Origin of the sequence: Gordonia sp. SCSIO 19800 (assembly GCF_018132775.1) — a bacterium.
Lineage (GTDB): Bacteria > Actinomycetota > Actinomycetes > Mycobacteriales > Mycobacteriaceae > Gordonia > Gordonia hongkongensis.
This window is the reverse complement of record NZ_JAGRQM010000008.1, coordinates 58,594-73,531: the sequence shown is the minus strand read 5'-3', so window position 1 is coordinate 73,531 and position 14,938 is coordinate 58,594. Positions and strand designations below refer to the sequence as shown.

Annotated in this window: 12 protein-coding genes; 9 read left to right on the top strand and 3 right to left on the bottom strand. The window is 69.7% G+C overall.

The features are described 5' to 3' along the window. Positions 1-57 precede the first annotated feature (57 nt). Complete coding sequence (locus tag KB201_RS11455) at positions 58-1,503, top strand: DNA polymerase IV (RefSeq protein ID WP_211539360.1); 1,446 nt, start codon at positions 58-60, stop codon at positions 1,501-1,503. Between the two features lie 60 nt (positions 1,504-1,563). Here the strand turns inward: KB201_RS11455 and KB201_RS11450 are convergent, their stop codons facing one another. Then, a complete protein-coding gene (locus tag KB201_RS11450) occupies positions 1,564-2,589 on the bottom strand; it encodes an asparaginase (protein WP_211539315.1) in 1,026 nt (341 codons plus the stop codon). A 338-nt stretch (positions 2,590-2,927) separates the two neighbouring features. Between KB201_RS11450 and KB201_RS11445 the strand changes: the two genes are divergently transcribed. Further along, complete coding sequence (locus KB201_RS11445) at positions 2,928-3,404, top strand: hypothetical protein (protein ID WP_171011519.1); 477 nt, start codon at positions 2,928-2,930, stop codon at positions 3,402-3,404. A 71-nt stretch (positions 3,405-3,475) separates the two neighbouring features. Here the strand turns inward: KB201_RS11445 and KB201_RS11440 are convergent, their stop codons facing one another. Continuing rightward, positions 3,476-4,423 (bottom strand): hypothetical protein, encoded by a 948-nt coding sequence (locus tag KB201_RS11440; RefSeq protein WP_078112843.1) that lies wholly within the window; start codon positions 4,421-4,423, stop codon positions 3,476-3,478. A 40-nt stretch (positions 4,424-4,463) separates the two neighbouring features. Here KB201_RS11440 and lspA point away from each other — a divergent pair, with 40 nt between their 5' ends. The 5 genes from lspA to KB201_RS11415 all read left to right on the top strand — a co-directional run bounded on the left by lspA (position 4,464) and on the right by KB201_RS11415 (position 11,878). Then, on the top strand, positions 4,464-5,117 hold the full coding sequence (gene lspA, locus KB201_RS11435) for a signal peptidase II (protein ID WP_307848064.1): 654 nt from the start codon (positions 4,464-4,466) through the stop codon (positions 5,115-5,117). Next, the gene (locus KB201_RS11430) at positions 5,110-6,036 is read left to right on the top strand and encodes an RluA family pseudouridine synthase (protein WP_211539313.1); all 927 of its coding nucleotides are present in this window, start codon (positions 5,110-5,112) and stop codon (positions 6,034-6,036) included. Before lspA ends, KB201_RS11430 begins: the two co-directional genes overlap by 8 nt. Positions 6,037-6,134: 98 nt before the next feature. Next, the gene (locus tag KB201_RS25070) at positions 6,135-7,706 is read left to right on the top strand and encodes a serine/threonine-protein kinase (RefSeq protein ID WP_137808492.1); all 1,572 of its coding nucleotides are present in this window, start codon (positions 6,135-6,137) and stop codon (positions 7,704-7,706) included. A 218-nt stretch (positions 7,707-7,924) separates the two neighbouring features. Further along, positions 7,925-11,467, top strand: coding sequence for a DNA polymerase III subunit alpha (gene dnaE, locus KB201_RS11420; protein WP_058251733.1), 3,543 nt, complete (start codon positions 7,925-7,927; stop codon positions 11,465-11,467). Between the two features lie 141 nt (positions 11,468-11,608). Next, positions 11,609-11,878, top strand: a complete 270-nt coding sequence (locus tag KB201_RS11415) for a hypothetical protein (protein ID WP_055476140.1) — start codon at positions 11,609-11,611, stop codon at positions 11,876-11,878. On the opposite strand, the gene KB201_RS11410 is transcribed toward KB201_RS11415, so the two are convergent. Continuing rightward, positions 11,821-12,807 (bottom strand): SMP-30/gluconolactonase/LRE family protein, encoded by a 987-nt coding sequence (locus KB201_RS11410; protein WP_078112846.1) that lies wholly within the window; start codon positions 12,805-12,807, stop codon positions 11,821-11,823. The two genes, KB201_RS11415 and KB201_RS11410, sit on opposite strands and share 58 nt — an antisense overlap. Before the next feature lie 233 nt (positions 12,808-13,040). Between KB201_RS11410 and ilvA the strand changes: the two genes are divergently transcribed. Beyond that, positions 13,041-14,417 carry a threonine ammonia-lyase IlvA gene (ilvA, locus tag KB201_RS11405; RefSeq protein ID WP_078112879.1) on the top strand — a complete coding sequence of 459 codons (1,377 nt, stop codon included), beginning with the start codon at positions 13,041-13,043 and terminating at the stop codon, positions 14,415-14,417. A gap of 147 nt (positions 14,418-14,564) precedes the next feature. Next, positions 14,565-14,891 carry a hypothetical protein gene (locus KB201_RS11400; RefSeq protein ID WP_065629118.1) on the top strand — a complete coding sequence of 109 codons (327 nt, stop codon included), beginning with the start codon at positions 14,565-14,567 and terminating at the stop codon, positions 14,889-14,891. The last annotated feature ends 47 nt before the right edge of the window (positions 14,892-14,938 follow it).

The following is a 14,938-nucleotide window of genomic DNA, read 5'->3' as shown; positions in this document are numbered from 1 at the left end:
TCGCGCCCGGTCGGTGCGGTGTCGGGGCGGGGGTTCGAACGCAGCCCGCGCTGGGTGATGCACCTCGACATGGACGCGTTCTTCGCCTCCGTTGAACAGCTCACCCGCCCGACGCTGCGTGGCCGCCCGGTATTGGTCGGCGGGTCCGGTGGGCGCGGGGTGGTCGCCGGCGCCAGCTACGAGGCGCGCGTGTTCGGTGCCGGCTCGGCGATGCCGATGCACCAGGCGCGTCGGCTCATCGGGCCGAGCGGCGTGGTCATCCCGCCGCGCGGATCGGTGTACAGCACGGTCAGCAAACGTGTCTTCGCCATTGTGCGCGAAGCGGTTCCGGTCATCGAGACGCTGTCGTTCGACGAGGCGTTCGGCGAGCCGGAAGAACTCGCGGGGGCGACCGTCGACGCGGCCGGCGAGTTCGCCGAGGAGCTCCGATCCCGGATCCGGAGCGAGGTCGGACTCGCCGCGTCGGTCGGGCTCGGAAGCGGCAAACAACTCGCGAAGATCGCCTCGGGGATGGCCAAACCCGATGGGGTGATGGTGATCCCACCGTCCGGCCAGCTGGAGTTCCTGCATTCGCTCCCGGTCCGCAAGCTGTGGGGCATCGGGCCCGTGTCCGGCGATCGGCTGGCGCGGCTGGGGATCGCGACCATCGGTGACCTCGCGGCGATGTCGCCGGTCGAGGTGGCCTCCGTGCTGGGCGCCACCGTCGGTCCCGCGTTGCATCGCCTTGCCCACGGCATCGACGACCGGCCGGTCGCCGAACGTGCCTCCTCGAAGCAGATCAGCGCCGAGTCCACCTTCGCCGAGGACATCGTCGAACTCGACGCGCTGCGTCCCGCCATCCGCAAGGCCGCCGCCGGAGCTCACCGCCGACTGCTCACCGACGGCCGGGGAGCGCGCACCGTCGTACTGAAACTGAAGAGATCCGACATGTCGATCCTGACGCGCTCGGCGACGACCGCGGCGGCCACCACCGACTTCGACGACCTCGAGCGGACGGCGCAGCGGCTCGCGCTCGATCCGCGTTCCATCGGGGCGATTCGCCTTGTCGGCGTCAGCTTCTCGGGGTTGACCGCGGTGCAGCAGTACGCCCTCTTCGACGAGCTGGGCAGCGAGGGGCCGGCCGATGTCGAGACCACCCACCACGACACCGCCGCAGGCCACGGTGCGGAAGCGGGGGGTCGCGCCGAGGTGGCGACGTCACCGGACCCGGCCGGGGCCGAGGCGCCGATCGTCCAGGTGGCGGACTCGGCGCCCGAATCCCCGCGGTTCGCGCCGGGGGGAAGTTCGATGCCGGTCGGCCGCTTCGGCCCCGGCGCCGACGTGACCCACCCCGACCACGGGCACGGCTGGGTTCAGGGGAGTGGACACGGGGTCGTGACCGTGCGATTCGAGACCCGCACGAGCGGGCCGGGGCGCACGCGCACGTTTCCGGTCGACGATCCGAACCTCCGTCCGGCGGATCCGCTCGACAGCCTCGAGTGGGATCTTCCGGGCGACGGTTGACCGATCGGGCACGGTATCGACCGGCCGTGACCGCCACCCGGCGGGTGCCGGTGGCAGCAATCAGTCCTGTTGTGCGACAAAGAAATCGGTGATCAATTCGAGATCGTGACCCGAGGTCAGCAGTGCGATGAGCGCCATGCGCGCCTGCGGTGCGCGCAGCCAGGGTGACACGATCGCCCCGGCCCGCCGCAGATCGACTGCGCCGCCGCCCCCGCCGTAGGTCGCGGTCACCTCGCCGTACGGGACGCGGCTGGTGACGACGACGGTCACCCCGCGCTGGACGGCGAGTGCCACCTCGGCGGTGATGTCCGGGTGGGTGTTCCCGGAGCCGGTCGCCGCGAGGACCACGCCGGCGGCGTTCTGCGCGACGGACGCGGCGATCAGTCCCGGTGACACGCCCGGGTAGAGGGTGAAGGCATCGACGCGTGCCGGCCGGCCCACCGGTATCGGTCCGGCGAGCACTCGTCGCGGCACCGGCGGGTCGTCGGCCCGACGGGTGCCCTGCACGGTGTCGAAGGCCGCCGGGTCGGTGGTGGAGACCTTGAACAACCCGCGTGCCGGCAGGAGCCGGCCCCCCATGGCCACGAGGACTCCTCGACCGCGAGCGGCCGGGTCGTCGATCGCGGCCAACGCGGCGGCGAGATTCGACGGCCCGTCGGCGCGAGGAGAATCAGACGGCAGCATGGCCCCGGTGAACACGACCGGCCGCTCGTCGGCGGCGTACAGGTCGGCGAGGTAGGCCGTCTCCTCCATCGTGTCGGTCCCGTGCGTGACCACCACGCCGCGGACGGCGGGGTCGGTCAGGGCGTCGGCGATTGCGCGGACCACCGCGAACTGGTCGGCGACGGTCATCGCGGAACTGTCCACCGACATGAGGTCGACGGTGCGGGTGGCCGACGGAGTGCGCGACGTCCCGTCGTCCCCGGCCCCGATGTCGGTCCCGATGGTGACTTTCCCGGCGGCGGAGAGGAGAGCGGCCGAGCCGAGCGCCGGGACCGCGCCGTCGTCGGTGGTCTGGGCGGCGATCGTGCCTCCGGTGCTGATCAGCACGGTGACTCCGGCGGCCGCGGGCGGGGTGCCTGTCATGGTGCCCAAGGGTCACCGGAACCAGGTCGGCCCGTCAAGCGTTGCCTGCTCGGCGCCGCCGGCCGGACGGATCGTCGACGCGTGTCGCCGGGCACCGGGGACCCCTGGTGCCTGCCGTTTGGCATAGTGGTGTGGGCCGTCGCCGGGGGGAACCCGGCACACACGTCCGGCTGGGGGTACACCCCGGCAGACACGTCCGGTCGGGTCGAACCCGGCAGACACGTCCGGCATCGCGGTACGAGAGCGCCCGCCGGCGCACCCCATGCCCGAGAACACAGTGAGGGAGATCGTTGAAGTATCGGAAGTTTCTGGGCGCGACCATGATCGCGGCCGCGTTGATGACCACCGTCGCGGCCTGCGGGAGTGACGACAGCGACGCCCCGCCCGCACCGACACTCACCAGCACCACCGCCGCCGCGAGCGGCGATGGCTCCGAGATCACCGACGGCAGTAACCCGCCGTCGATTGCCGCCCTCAACGAGATGGTGGATCAGGCCGTCGACCCCGACATCCCGCGGGCCGAGAAGGTCGAACTGGTCGAGGGTTCGGAGAAGGACCCGGCGATCTTCGACGAGCTGGTCAAGGCGCGTGCCGAGAACTCCGACGTCGACTGGGTCCTCGTCAACCCCGTGATCAGCGCCGGCCCGAACAAGGCCCGCGTCAAGGTCCGGATCGAGACCGCGGGCAACCCGCCGACCAACGCCGAGTCGACCATCGTCTTCGACGACGGACGCTGGAAGCTCTCGAACGAGACCGTGTGCAACCTCCTCGGCCTCTACCAGGTCGAGAGCGCCATGTGCGCTCCCGCGAGCTGACCACTCGCCGCACAGCATGATCCGCGGCCCCGCGTCGCCGACCGAAGTCGGTGACCCGGGGCCGTCGGCGTTCAGCGCCAGGCCACGGCCAGTCCGGTCCGCTGCACCAGCGGCCGGTTCGGGTCCGCGCCGACCAACTCGCGGGCGCCCCGATAGGTGGCCTCGCCGGCGATGGGCAGCCCCCGGGTCAGGTCGACGGTCACCGACCCCTGACCGGAGTAGCTGTAGCGGCTGATGGTGAGGCTGTCACTGCCGCCGGGGATCGCGAACACCGAGTTCACCGGGGTCTCGTCGGCGGTGTACTCGATGGTCAATCGGTTGCCGTCCCAGGCGGTGAGCCGTGCCTCGATGGTCTGGGTGACGGTCGCCGCGGCCGCGATCACCCGCTCGCTCCGCCACGTCGCACCCACCGCGACCGGTTCGGTCGGGAGCACGACCGCGGCGTTGAACGCCGACACCAGCGCCTGCTCGACCGCCAGTCGCGCCTCGCCGCCGGCCGGCTCCGGCGGCGCGATCCGCAGCGACACCGGCGCCAGGCCCGGACCGAGCGTGAGACCGGCTTTCGCGCCGGCCATCGCCGACAGTTCGTCGTTCAGCGTCGTGTCGGGGGACGTGACCGTGCCGAGGTCGAGTTCGAGGTCGGCGGGGTCGGCGCACTCGAACCGCGCGGTCAGCGGCATCTCGACGGTCTGCGCGTCCGAGGTGCCCGGCGACGCAACCTCCGAGGTCGTCACCAGGGTCACCGACTGGGCGGTCGCGACGTCCGGCGCGGCCGTCGGCACGCGGCGCTCCCCGGTTCCCGCGTCGACGATCGTCACCGTTGCCGGTGCGATCGGGACCGGCGCCGCACCGGCGGCGCGGGACGGCGAGTCGGTGCTGCAGCCCGCCGATGTGCTCGCCGTAGGAGCGCCGGGCGTCTCGTCGGGACCCGATGCGCATCCCGCGACCAGTACGGACAGCGCGGTCACCGCCCCGATCGACGAGACGACGGACCGGAGGCGACGGGGATGCGGGGACACGGGTAGCCAGCGTATTCGACGTGTCGTGGACAATGATGCTGTGGATGACCAACCCCTGACGGATCGAGAGCACGTGGACCCGCCCGACCGTGTCGAACCCGGGGCCGACCGCGGACCCGATGACACCGACGCCGCCGCACGTCCCGGCCGTCGGGTGCCGACGGCGACGATCGTGGTGCTCGGCGTCGCGCTCGTGGTCCTGGGACTCGACCAGCTGACGAAATCGATCGCGGTCGCCGCGATCGACCCGATGCGCCCGGTGGAGATCATCGGCGACTTCGTCACGCTGCGTCTGGTCCGCAACAGCGGCGCGGCCTTCTCCATGGCCACCGGATACACCTGGGTGCTGTCGATCATCGCCCTGGTGGTCGTGCTCGTGATCATCCGCTACAGCAGCCGGCTGCGCTCCTGGTGGTGGGTGGCGGGTCTGGCCCTCGTGCTCGGCGGCGCCATCGGCAACCTGACGGACCGCATCTTCCGTGCCCCGCAACCACTTCAGGGCCATGTCGTCGACTTCGTGTCGGTGGGGTGGTGGCCGGTGTTCAACGTCGCCGACTCCGCCGTGGTGTGCGGCGCGATCCTCCTGGTCGTCCTCTCCGCGCTCGGTTTCGACTACGACGGCACCCGCACGGGCTGGGCGGCCCGCCGCGAGCAGCGCGACCCGGCCGGCACCGAGGGCGGCGCGCATGCGTGAATCGCGGTTCCTGCCGGTGCCCGACGGCCTCGACGGGATGCGCGTGGACGCCGGTGTCTCCCGGATGCTCGGGCTGTCGCGCACCGTCGTCGCCACCCTGGCCGAGGAGGGCGACGTCGTCGTCGACGGCGTGGCGGTGGGGAAGTCGCACAAACTCGCCGCGGGCACGATGCTGCACGTCACGCTGCCCGAACCGGAGGAGCCGCTGCGCGTCGAGCCGACCCCGGTCGAGGACCTCGAGGTCATCTACCACGACTCCGACATCGTCGTCGTCGACAAGCCGGTGGGTGTCGCCGCGCATCCCTCGCTGGGCTGGAGCGGCCCGACGGTCATCGGGGCCCTCGCGGCTGCGGGTTTCCGGATCTCGACCTCGGGAGCGCACGAACGTCAAGGGATCGTCCACCGTCTCGATGTCGGCACGTCGGGGGTCATGGTGGTCGCGGTGTCCGAACGGGCGTACATGTTGCTCAAGCGGGCGTTCAAACAGCGGACCGTACACAAGGGTTACCACGCGCTCGTCCAGGGGCACCTCGATCCGCCGTCGGGGACCATCGATGCGCCGATCGGCCGCCACCGCGGCAACGACTGGAAGTTCGCGGTGACCGCGAACGGCAAACCGAGTGTCACCCACTACGACACCCTGGAGATGTTCGCGTCGGCGTCGCTGCTGGACGTTCACCTCGAAACCGGTCGCACACACCAGATCCGGGTTCACTTCTCGGCCCTCCACCATCCGTGCTGCGGTGATCCCACGTACGGCGCCGATCCGGTGCTGGGCAAGAAGCTGGGTCTGGAACGCCAATGGCTGCACGCGCGGTCGCTCGGGTTCGCCCATCCGGCCGACGGCCGACAGGTGGAGTTCACCTCGTCATACCCCGAGGACCTGCAGCACGCGCTCGAGGTCCTGCGCGCGACCTGACCTCACGAGGCGCCGGGAGCGGAGCGAGCGGGCCTGAGGCCTCCCGCGACCAGGCCGTTCGATCGACTATTTCCGAGACACACCGCTAGATTGGGGGAGTGCTCGAGCCGGGAACCCTCGTCGCCGGGTACCGCGTCGAACGGGTACTCGGCAGCGGCGGCATGGGTGCGGTCTTCCTCGCCCGGCATCCGGAGCTGCCCCGGTACGACGCCCTGAAGGTGCTGAAGGCCTCGGCCGGGCTCACGGACAGCAACTTTCGCCGGCGGTTCCTGCGTGAGGCGGAGGTCGCGGCCACGCTCGACCACCCGAACATCGTCACCGTGTTCAACCGCGGACGTGCGAGTGTGCCGGTGGCGTCGAGGCCGGACAAGTCGGCGGAGGCCGATCTGCTCTGGATCGCCATGCAGTACGTCCCGGGAACCGACTGTGCGCGCGAACTCGCCGGACGCGGCCGCCTCGCCCCGCGTCGCGTGGTGCACATCGTGTCGGAGGTGGCGCGGGGGATCGACCACGCCAACCGGCGCGGACTGCTGCACCGCGATGTGAAACCCGCCAACATCTTGCTCGCCGAGGTCGACGAGGATTCGTCGTTCGACGAGCAGCGGGTCCTGCTGACCGACTTCGGGGTCGCCAAACTGTCCGACGAGACCGAGGCGCTCACCTCGGTCGGCACGGTCCTCGCCACGCTGTCGTACGCGTCGCCGGAGCAGCTGACGGGTCGTCGACTCGGTGGCCGGACCGACCAGTATTCGCTGGCGGCCACCACTTTCCACCTGCTCACCGGACGCGTGCCCTTCGACGACCGCGACAACGGCGCCGTCATCGGAGCACATCTGAAAGAACCCGTACCGCGGGTTTCCGAGCTCGTGCCCGGACTCTCGCCCGACGCCGACGCGGTCATCGCGCGTGCGATGGCGAAGTCCCCGGACGAGCGCTTCGCCAGCTGCCGGGAGTTCGCCGATGCGCTGGCGACGGGTCTGCGGAACGTGCGGCCGAGGTCGGCCGCCGACCTCGACGCGGAGACGGTCCGCGGCCTCCCCGGTCGGATGGCCGGCGGCGCCGTCCCGGGTCCGCGCACGCCGGACATGCCGGGACGGTTCGACCGGCCGACACCGCCGCCCGCCGGTCGCGCCGCGACCCCCGACCGACCACCCGCGGAACGTCGATCACGGCCGGGGCCGGCCGAGCCCCGCCGACCCGGGCCCGGCCGTCCCGCGGCGAACGTGGACCCGGCACATGAAGCGACGCAGCGCGCGGCCCCGGCGCGGGGCGGTCCGCCGAACGCCCCACCGGGTGCGGCCACGCCGTCCTCCGGCCCCGCGCCGGGCTCGCGGGTGCCCGGGCGCGGCCCGAGATCGAGGCCGACGACCGGTGCCGATCCGGCGGTGTGGCAGCACCTGCCGTCGAATCCGTTCCGGCAGAGCAACGACCACCTGCGGCCCGACCGGAGCCGCCCGGGCGGCGTCGGCCCGACACCGGCCGGCACCCCGCCGCGCGGCCTGGATGCCGCGGGACCCGGCGGGCTGCCCGGTCAGGGTGCCCGGGGCTGGGCCGGGCCGGCGGGTCCGACTTCATCGACGCCGTCGTCGTCGAACCGGTTGCCCATCGTGCTGGCGATCGTCGCCGTGGTGTTGCTGGTCGCGATCGTCATCGTGTTCATGGCCCTGTGAGCGCGGTGAGCGAACCGGCTCCGCTACCACAGCTGTCCCATCCGTCACGACGCGGAGTGGGAGCCCGGCGGTGTCGGTGCACGCGCCTAGAGTGGACCCGGACTCGGACCCGCCCGACCGCCTTCGGGCGCACTCTCCGGGTGCCGATGACCGCCGACCGAACCGACATCTGACGACTGACCCGACATCTACCGACTGATCTCGACAGAAGAGGCGCCGTGACGGACTCGTTTGTACACCTGCACAACCACACCGAGTACTCCATGCTCGACGGTGCGGCGAAGGTGTCCCCGTTGTTCGCCGAGGCAAAACGTCTGGGGATGACCGCGATCGGCATGACCGACCACGGAAACATGTTCGGCGCCAGCGAGTTCTACAACACGGCGGTCAAGAACGACATCAAGCCGATCATCGGCATCGAGGCCTACATCGCCCCCGGCTCGCGATTCGACACCAAACGAATCCAGTGGGGCACCCGCGATCAGAAGAGCGACGACGTCTCCGGCTCGGGTGCGTACACCCACATGACGATGGTCGCCGAGAACGCGACCGGGCTGCGCAACCTGTTCAAGCTGTCGTCCCTCGCGTCGATCGAGGGGCAGCTCGGCAAGTGGTCGCGGATGGACGTGGACCTGATCGCCGAGCACGCCGAGGGGATCATCGCGACGACGGGATGCCCGTCCGGTGAGGTGCAGACCCGACTCCGGCTCGGCCACGACCGCGAGGCGCTCGAGGCCGCGGCGAAGTGGCAGGAGATCTTCGGCAAAGACAACTTCTACCTCGAACTCATGGAGCACGGGCTCGAGATCGAGCGGCGCGTGCGCGACGGTCTGCTCGAGATCGGTCGCAAGCTGGGCATCAAGCCGATCGTCACGAACGACTGCCACTACGTGACCAAGGAGCACGCCGCGGCGCACGAGGCGCTGCTGTGCGTGCAGACCGGCAAGACCCTCTCCGATCCGACCCGGTTCAAGTTCGACGGCGACGGTTACTACCTGAAGTCCGCGGCCGAGATGCGCGAGCAGTGGGACTCGATCGTCCCCGGGGCGTGTGACAACACCCTGGAGATCGGCGAGCGCGTCGAGTCCTACAAAGAGGTCTTCACCCACCGCGACCGGATGCCGGTCTTCCCGGTCCCCGACGGTGAGACGCAGCAGACGTTCCTGCGCAAGGAGGTCGCGAAGGGACTCGCGGAGCGCCGTTTCGCCGGCACCGAGGTGCCCGAGGAATACCTGCAGCGCGCCAACTACGAACTCGACGTCATCATCCAGATGGGGTTCCCGGCCTACTTCCTCGTCGTCGGCGACCTCATCCGCCACGCTCTCGAGGTCGGCATCCGGGTCGGCCCGGGCCGTGGCTCGGCGGCCGGTTCGCTCGTGGCCTGGGCGCTGGGCATCACCAACATCGACCCGATCCCGCACGGCCTGCTCTTCGAGCGGTTCCTCAACCCCGAGCGGGTGTCGATGCCCGACATCGACATCGACTTCGACGACCGTCGTCGAGGCGAGATGGTGCGGTACGCGACCGACCGGTGGGGCAGCGACAAGGTGGCCCAGGTCATCACGTTCGGCACCATCAAGACGAAGGCCGCGATCAAGGACTCGGCGCGCGTCCAGTTCGGTCAGCCGGGATTCGCGATCGCCGACCGCATCACCAAGGCGCTGCCGCCGCCCATCATGGCCAAGGACATCCCGGTCTGGGGTATCACCAACCCCGAACACGAGCGCTACAACGAGGCCGCCGAGGTCCGCACGCTCATCGAGACCGATCCGGACGTCAAGAAGATCTACGACACCGCGATCGGACTGGAGGGTCTGATCCGCAACGCCGGTGTGCACGCGTGTGCGGTGATCATGTCCTCGGAGCCGCTGACCGACGCGATCCCGGTGTGGAAGCGCGCGCAGGACGGCGCCATCATCACCGGCTGGGACTACCCGTCGTGTGAGGCGATCGGCCTGCTGAAGATGGACTTCCTGGGTCTGCGCAACCTCACCGTCATCGGTGACGCCCTGGAGAACATCAAGCTCAACCGGGGAATCGATCTCGACCTCGACTCGCTGCCGCTCGAAGACGAGAAGACCTACGAACTGCTCGCCCGTGGTGACACCCTCGGGGTGTTCCAGCTCGACGGCGCCGCCATGCGCGAACTCCTGAAGATGATGCAGCCCACCGGGTTCGAGGACATCGTCGCCGTGCTCGCGCTGTACCGTCCCGGCCCGATGGGTGTGAACGCCCACACCGACTACGCCAAGCGCAAGAACGGTCTGCAGGAGATCCGGCCGATCCATCCCGAGCTGGAGGAGCCGCTCAAGGAGATCCTGTCGGAGACCTACGGTCTCATCGTCTACCAAGAGCAGATCATGCAGATCGCGCAGAAGGTCGCCGGGTACTCGCTCGGACAGGCCGACCTGCTGCGTCGCGCGATGGGCAAGAAGAAGAAGGAGATCCTCGACGAGGCCTACGACGGTTTCGCGGAGGGCATGCGCAACAACGGTTTCTCCCAGGCCGCGATCACCGCGCTGTGGGACACCGTCCTGCCGTTCGCCGGCTACGCGTTCAACAAGTCGCACGCCGCCGGCTACGGGCTGGTGTCCTTCTGGACCGCGTACCTCAAGGCGAACTATCCCGCCGAGTACATGGCCGGCCTTTTGACCTCGGTCGGCGACGACAAGGACAAGGCCGCGATCTACCTGGCCGACTGTCGCAAGCTCGGGATCACCGTGCTGCCGCCCGACGTCAACGAGTCGCAGCGGAACTTCGCCGCGGTTGGCAAGGACATCCGATTCGGTCTCGCCGCGATCCGCAACGTCGGCTCCGGCGTCGTCGGTTCGATCATCGCCGCGCGCGAGGAGAAGGGAAAATTCACCAACTTCTCCGACTACCTCGGCAAGATCGACGTCACCGCCTGCAGCAAGAAGGTGACCGAGTCGCTGATCAAGGCCGGCGCCTTCGACTCACTCGGACACCCGCGCAAGGGTCTGTTCCTCGTACACGGGGAGGCCGTCGAATCGGTCATCGGAACCAAGAAGGCCGAGGCGATCGGACAGTTCGACCTCTTCGGCGACGCCGGCGGTGCCGACGACTCGATGGCCGAGGTGTTCGCGGTCAAGGTGCCCGAAGAAGAATGGGACACCAAGCACAAGCTCGCCATCGAGCGGGAGATGCTGGGGCTGTACGTGTCCGGCCATCCGCTCAGCGGCGTCGAGCATGCGATCGCCGCGCACACCGACACCTCGATCTCGACGCTCCTCGAGGGCAACGTCGCCGACGGCGCCCAGATCACCATCGGCGGCATCATCTCCTCGGTGACCCGGCGGGTGAACAAGAAGGGCGAGCCGTGGGCCGCAGTGACCCTCGAGGACATGGTCGGTGGAGTCGAGGTGTACTTCTTCCCGCGGGCCTACGTCGCGTACGGGATGGACATCGTCGCCGACAACATCGTCCTGATCAAGGCGCGCGTCAACCTGCGCGACGACAGCATGATGATCAGCGCGAACGATCTCGCGGTGCCGGATCTGGAAACCGCGGGGGCGACCAAACCGGTGGCCCTGACACTGTCGGCGCGACTCTGCACCCCCGACCGCGTGGCGGCGCTCAAGCAGGTGCTGACCCGGCATCCCGGCATGGCCGACGTGCACGTGACGCTCGTCAGCGACAAGCGGCAGACCCAGCTGAAACTGACCGAGTCGTTACGTGTGGCCCCGAGTTCGGCGCTGATGGGCGACCTCAAAGCCCTCCTGGGACCAAGCTGTCTGAGTTGACGCGGCTGAAGTGAGGGTCGCCTGCTCGACCGACTTCACCCGGCCGTGACCCAGGATTCGGGTCGCCGAACATTTTCGTTCGTTCTGCGCTACACTCGACGGCACGTCCAGCGCACCCGGCCAGTGAGGGAGTGATCCGACATGGCGACTCTGATCGACGTCGACCCCGGTCGTCCGGCATCGCGACAGCCCCGCACCGTCGATGTCCTGGGTGCGCAGTGGCCGGTCCACAAGGCGCACGCCGTCGCCGCCGCGGTCGTGGTGGCACTGGTCAGCCTCGTTCTCCTCGGCTCACTCGCGGTCACCGCCTGGGCGAGCGGATTGACGCTGCTCGCGGTGTGGTGGGGCGAGCGCTACCTGCCTGGGACGGCGGCCGTCGCGCCGGCATCGAACCCGCCGGGGATCTCGTAGATCCGTCCGTCGAATCCGGCGCGGAAGAGACGTCCGGCCGAGAACCCGCGGTCGCCTCGCCCGTAGGACACGATGCTCGAGGTCGGTAGGCCCGTCGCGAGCACGCAGTAGCTTCCGGGCGCCGTCACGCGCACGATCTCACCCGTCGCGTTGAACGGCACCACCGGTCGGTCGCGTGAATCGAGGGTCAGTCCGTCCGGCGTCGACGGCGCACCGACGTTGAGCAGGTTCTGCACGACGCGCGGATTCGCGGTGGAGATCCGGCTGACGCCCGGGTTCACGAAGGTCCTCGACACGTACAGCCACCCGTCGCCGCGTCCGAGAACTGCTCCGTTCGCGCTCGGCAGCGCTCCCCAGGCAGCCTGCACGGCGCCGGTGGGGCTCACCCGACCGATGAGATTGCCGAAGTCGTTGGTGGCGTACACATTTCCGCGCGCCGACACGTCCATCCCGTTGGCCGCCGAGAGTCCCGTCACCCAGGGCCGCAGTGCGCGGGTGTTGATGTCGAGCCGGGCGATGGATGCGTGTCGCAGCGCGTCGCCCACGAAGACACGCGGGTCGGCGCCGTATCCGACCAGCAGGGTGCCGCCGGGGGTCCACGCCAGCGCGCCCGCTCCGCTCCCGCCCGGCACGCGTGCGATCGGAACCGCAGGTGCGCCCGGTCCGGCCAGGCGATACACGCGACCGGTGATCAGGTCGGTGGTGTAGAGGCGTCCGGCGGCGTCGACGGTCAGGCCCTCGAGCGCCGCGCCGGGCACCGACCCGACGAGTCGCGCCGGCTGTCCGGCACCCGCACACACGGGGGCGGCCGAGGCCGGGGCGGGGTCGACGGCGGCTGCGAGCCCGACCGCCAGGGAGGCGGCCGCGCCGAGCGCGGCCAGTCGCGACAGGCGTCGCGTGCGGGGTGGGAAGGTTCGACGAGTTGTCATGGCTGCTCCCTGGTCGGTGAGGCTGGTCGCCGTCGGCGATGGCTGGGCGAGACGGTCGTCGGGAAGATTCCCGTCCGGCCCGCTGTCAAACGCACCCGTCCAGTGTTACGCCATCGGGTGCGCGAATGTGCCGCGACGCTGATTCGTCCGGCGCCGCCATGCCACGACCCACGACGCGGTCGCGGACGGGCGTCGGAACCCGCGACATCGGATCACCGGCAGACAGTGAGAACATGGCTGTCGTGAGTACGCACCACGTCCCGGTCCATCAACAGGCGTTGTCGGTAGACGCGATCGAAGCCGCATCGATCCGTATCGCCGACGCGGTGGCGCGTACCCCGCTCGAGATCTGCCCGCGGCTGTCCGCCGACACCGGGGCCGAGATCTTCCTCAAGCGCGAGGACCTCCAGGCCGTCCGTTCCTACAAACTGCGCGGTGCCTACAACGTGATGGCGCAGCTGTCCGCCGAGGAGCTGTCGCGTGGCGTCGTCGCGGCCAGCGCCGGCAATCACGCCCAGGGGGTCGCGTTCGCATGCCGGAGCATGCAGGTGCCCGGACGCATCTATGTCCCGACCACCACGCCCAAGCAGAAACGAGATCGAATCCGTTGGCACGGTGGTGACTTCGTCGATCTCAGGGCCGTCGGCGACACCTACGACGCCGCCGCGGCCGCTGCTCAGGACGACGTGATGCGTACCGGGTCCGCGTGGATTCACGCATTCGACGACCCGCGGACCGCGGCCGGTCAGGGGACCATCGCGCACGAGATCGTCGAACAGCTCGGTCGTGTTCCCGACGTCGTGGTCGCACCGGTCGGCGGCGGGGGATGCCTGGCCGGGATGGCCACCTATTTTCGCGGCCTGTCCGAGGACGTCACGATCGTCGGTGTCGAACCGACCGGCGCGGTGTCGCTGAGCGCCGCCCTCGTCAACGGGGGACCGGTGACCCTCGCCGAGATCGACCCGTTCGTCGACGGGGCAGCGGTGAAGCGCATCGGGACCATCGGGCACCGGGTGCTGTCGGAGATGGGCGCGACCGTGACCGATCACCCGGTGCTGGCGAGCATCACCGACGCCCCCTCCGCACGCGTGGTACCCGACGAACGCCACGCCCCCGTGCCGGGAACCGCGCACATCACCCACGTCGATGAAGGCGCCATCTGCTCCGCGATGCTCGGGCTCTACCAGAACGAGGGCATCATCGCCGAACCCGCGGGGGCGCTCGCCGTCGCGATCCTCGACAAACTGCAGCTGCCCGCGGACTCCACCGTGGTGTGCCTGGTCTCCGGCGGCAACAACGACGTGTCCCGGTACGGCGAGATCATCGAGCGCTCGCTGGTGCACCGGGGACTCAAGCACTACTTCCTGGTCGACTTCCCACAGGAGCCGGGTGCGCTGCGGCGTTTCCTCGACGAGGTTCTCGGACCCGACGACGACATCACGCTGTTCGAGTACGTGAAACGCAACAATCGGGAGACCGGCGCCGCCCTCGTCGGCGTCGAGCTGGGACACCGCGACGGGCTCGGCGACCTGATGGACCGGATGGCCCATTCCCGGCTGCACTGTGAGCGGCTCGAGCCGGGTAGTCCGGCGTACGCCTACCTGACCTGAGAATCGGGGCCGCGAAACTCCGGCGTCGACCATTCGGATGACTCACCAGACCACGGGAACATTCGCATCCGGTGCCGCCTCCAAGTACATGAACCGCCCAGAGGCAGTGCACCACCACAGCGCCTCGTCACTTGGAAGGACAACCCCATGAGCACCGAGATCCCCGCCGACGCCGTTCTGATCGACACCGATGGCGACGGAGCCGTCGACGCCGCACTCACCGATGTCGACGGTGACGGCACCACCGACGCCATCCTCGACACCGACGGCGACGGCCAGGCCGACTCCATCGCCTACGACACCAATGCCGACGGCGAGATCGACATCATCGAAGCCGACACCGACGCCGACGGCTACACCGACATCGCCGTCGCCGACACCGACGGCGACGGCACCTTCGACACCGCCGTCGACGACGAGGGCAACGTCGAGGTCGGCGACTTCGGCAGCATCGACGGCGGCGACGCCGTCTGACCCCACCCCCCGATCCATGGCCCGAAGCCGCGGTACACGCGGCTTCG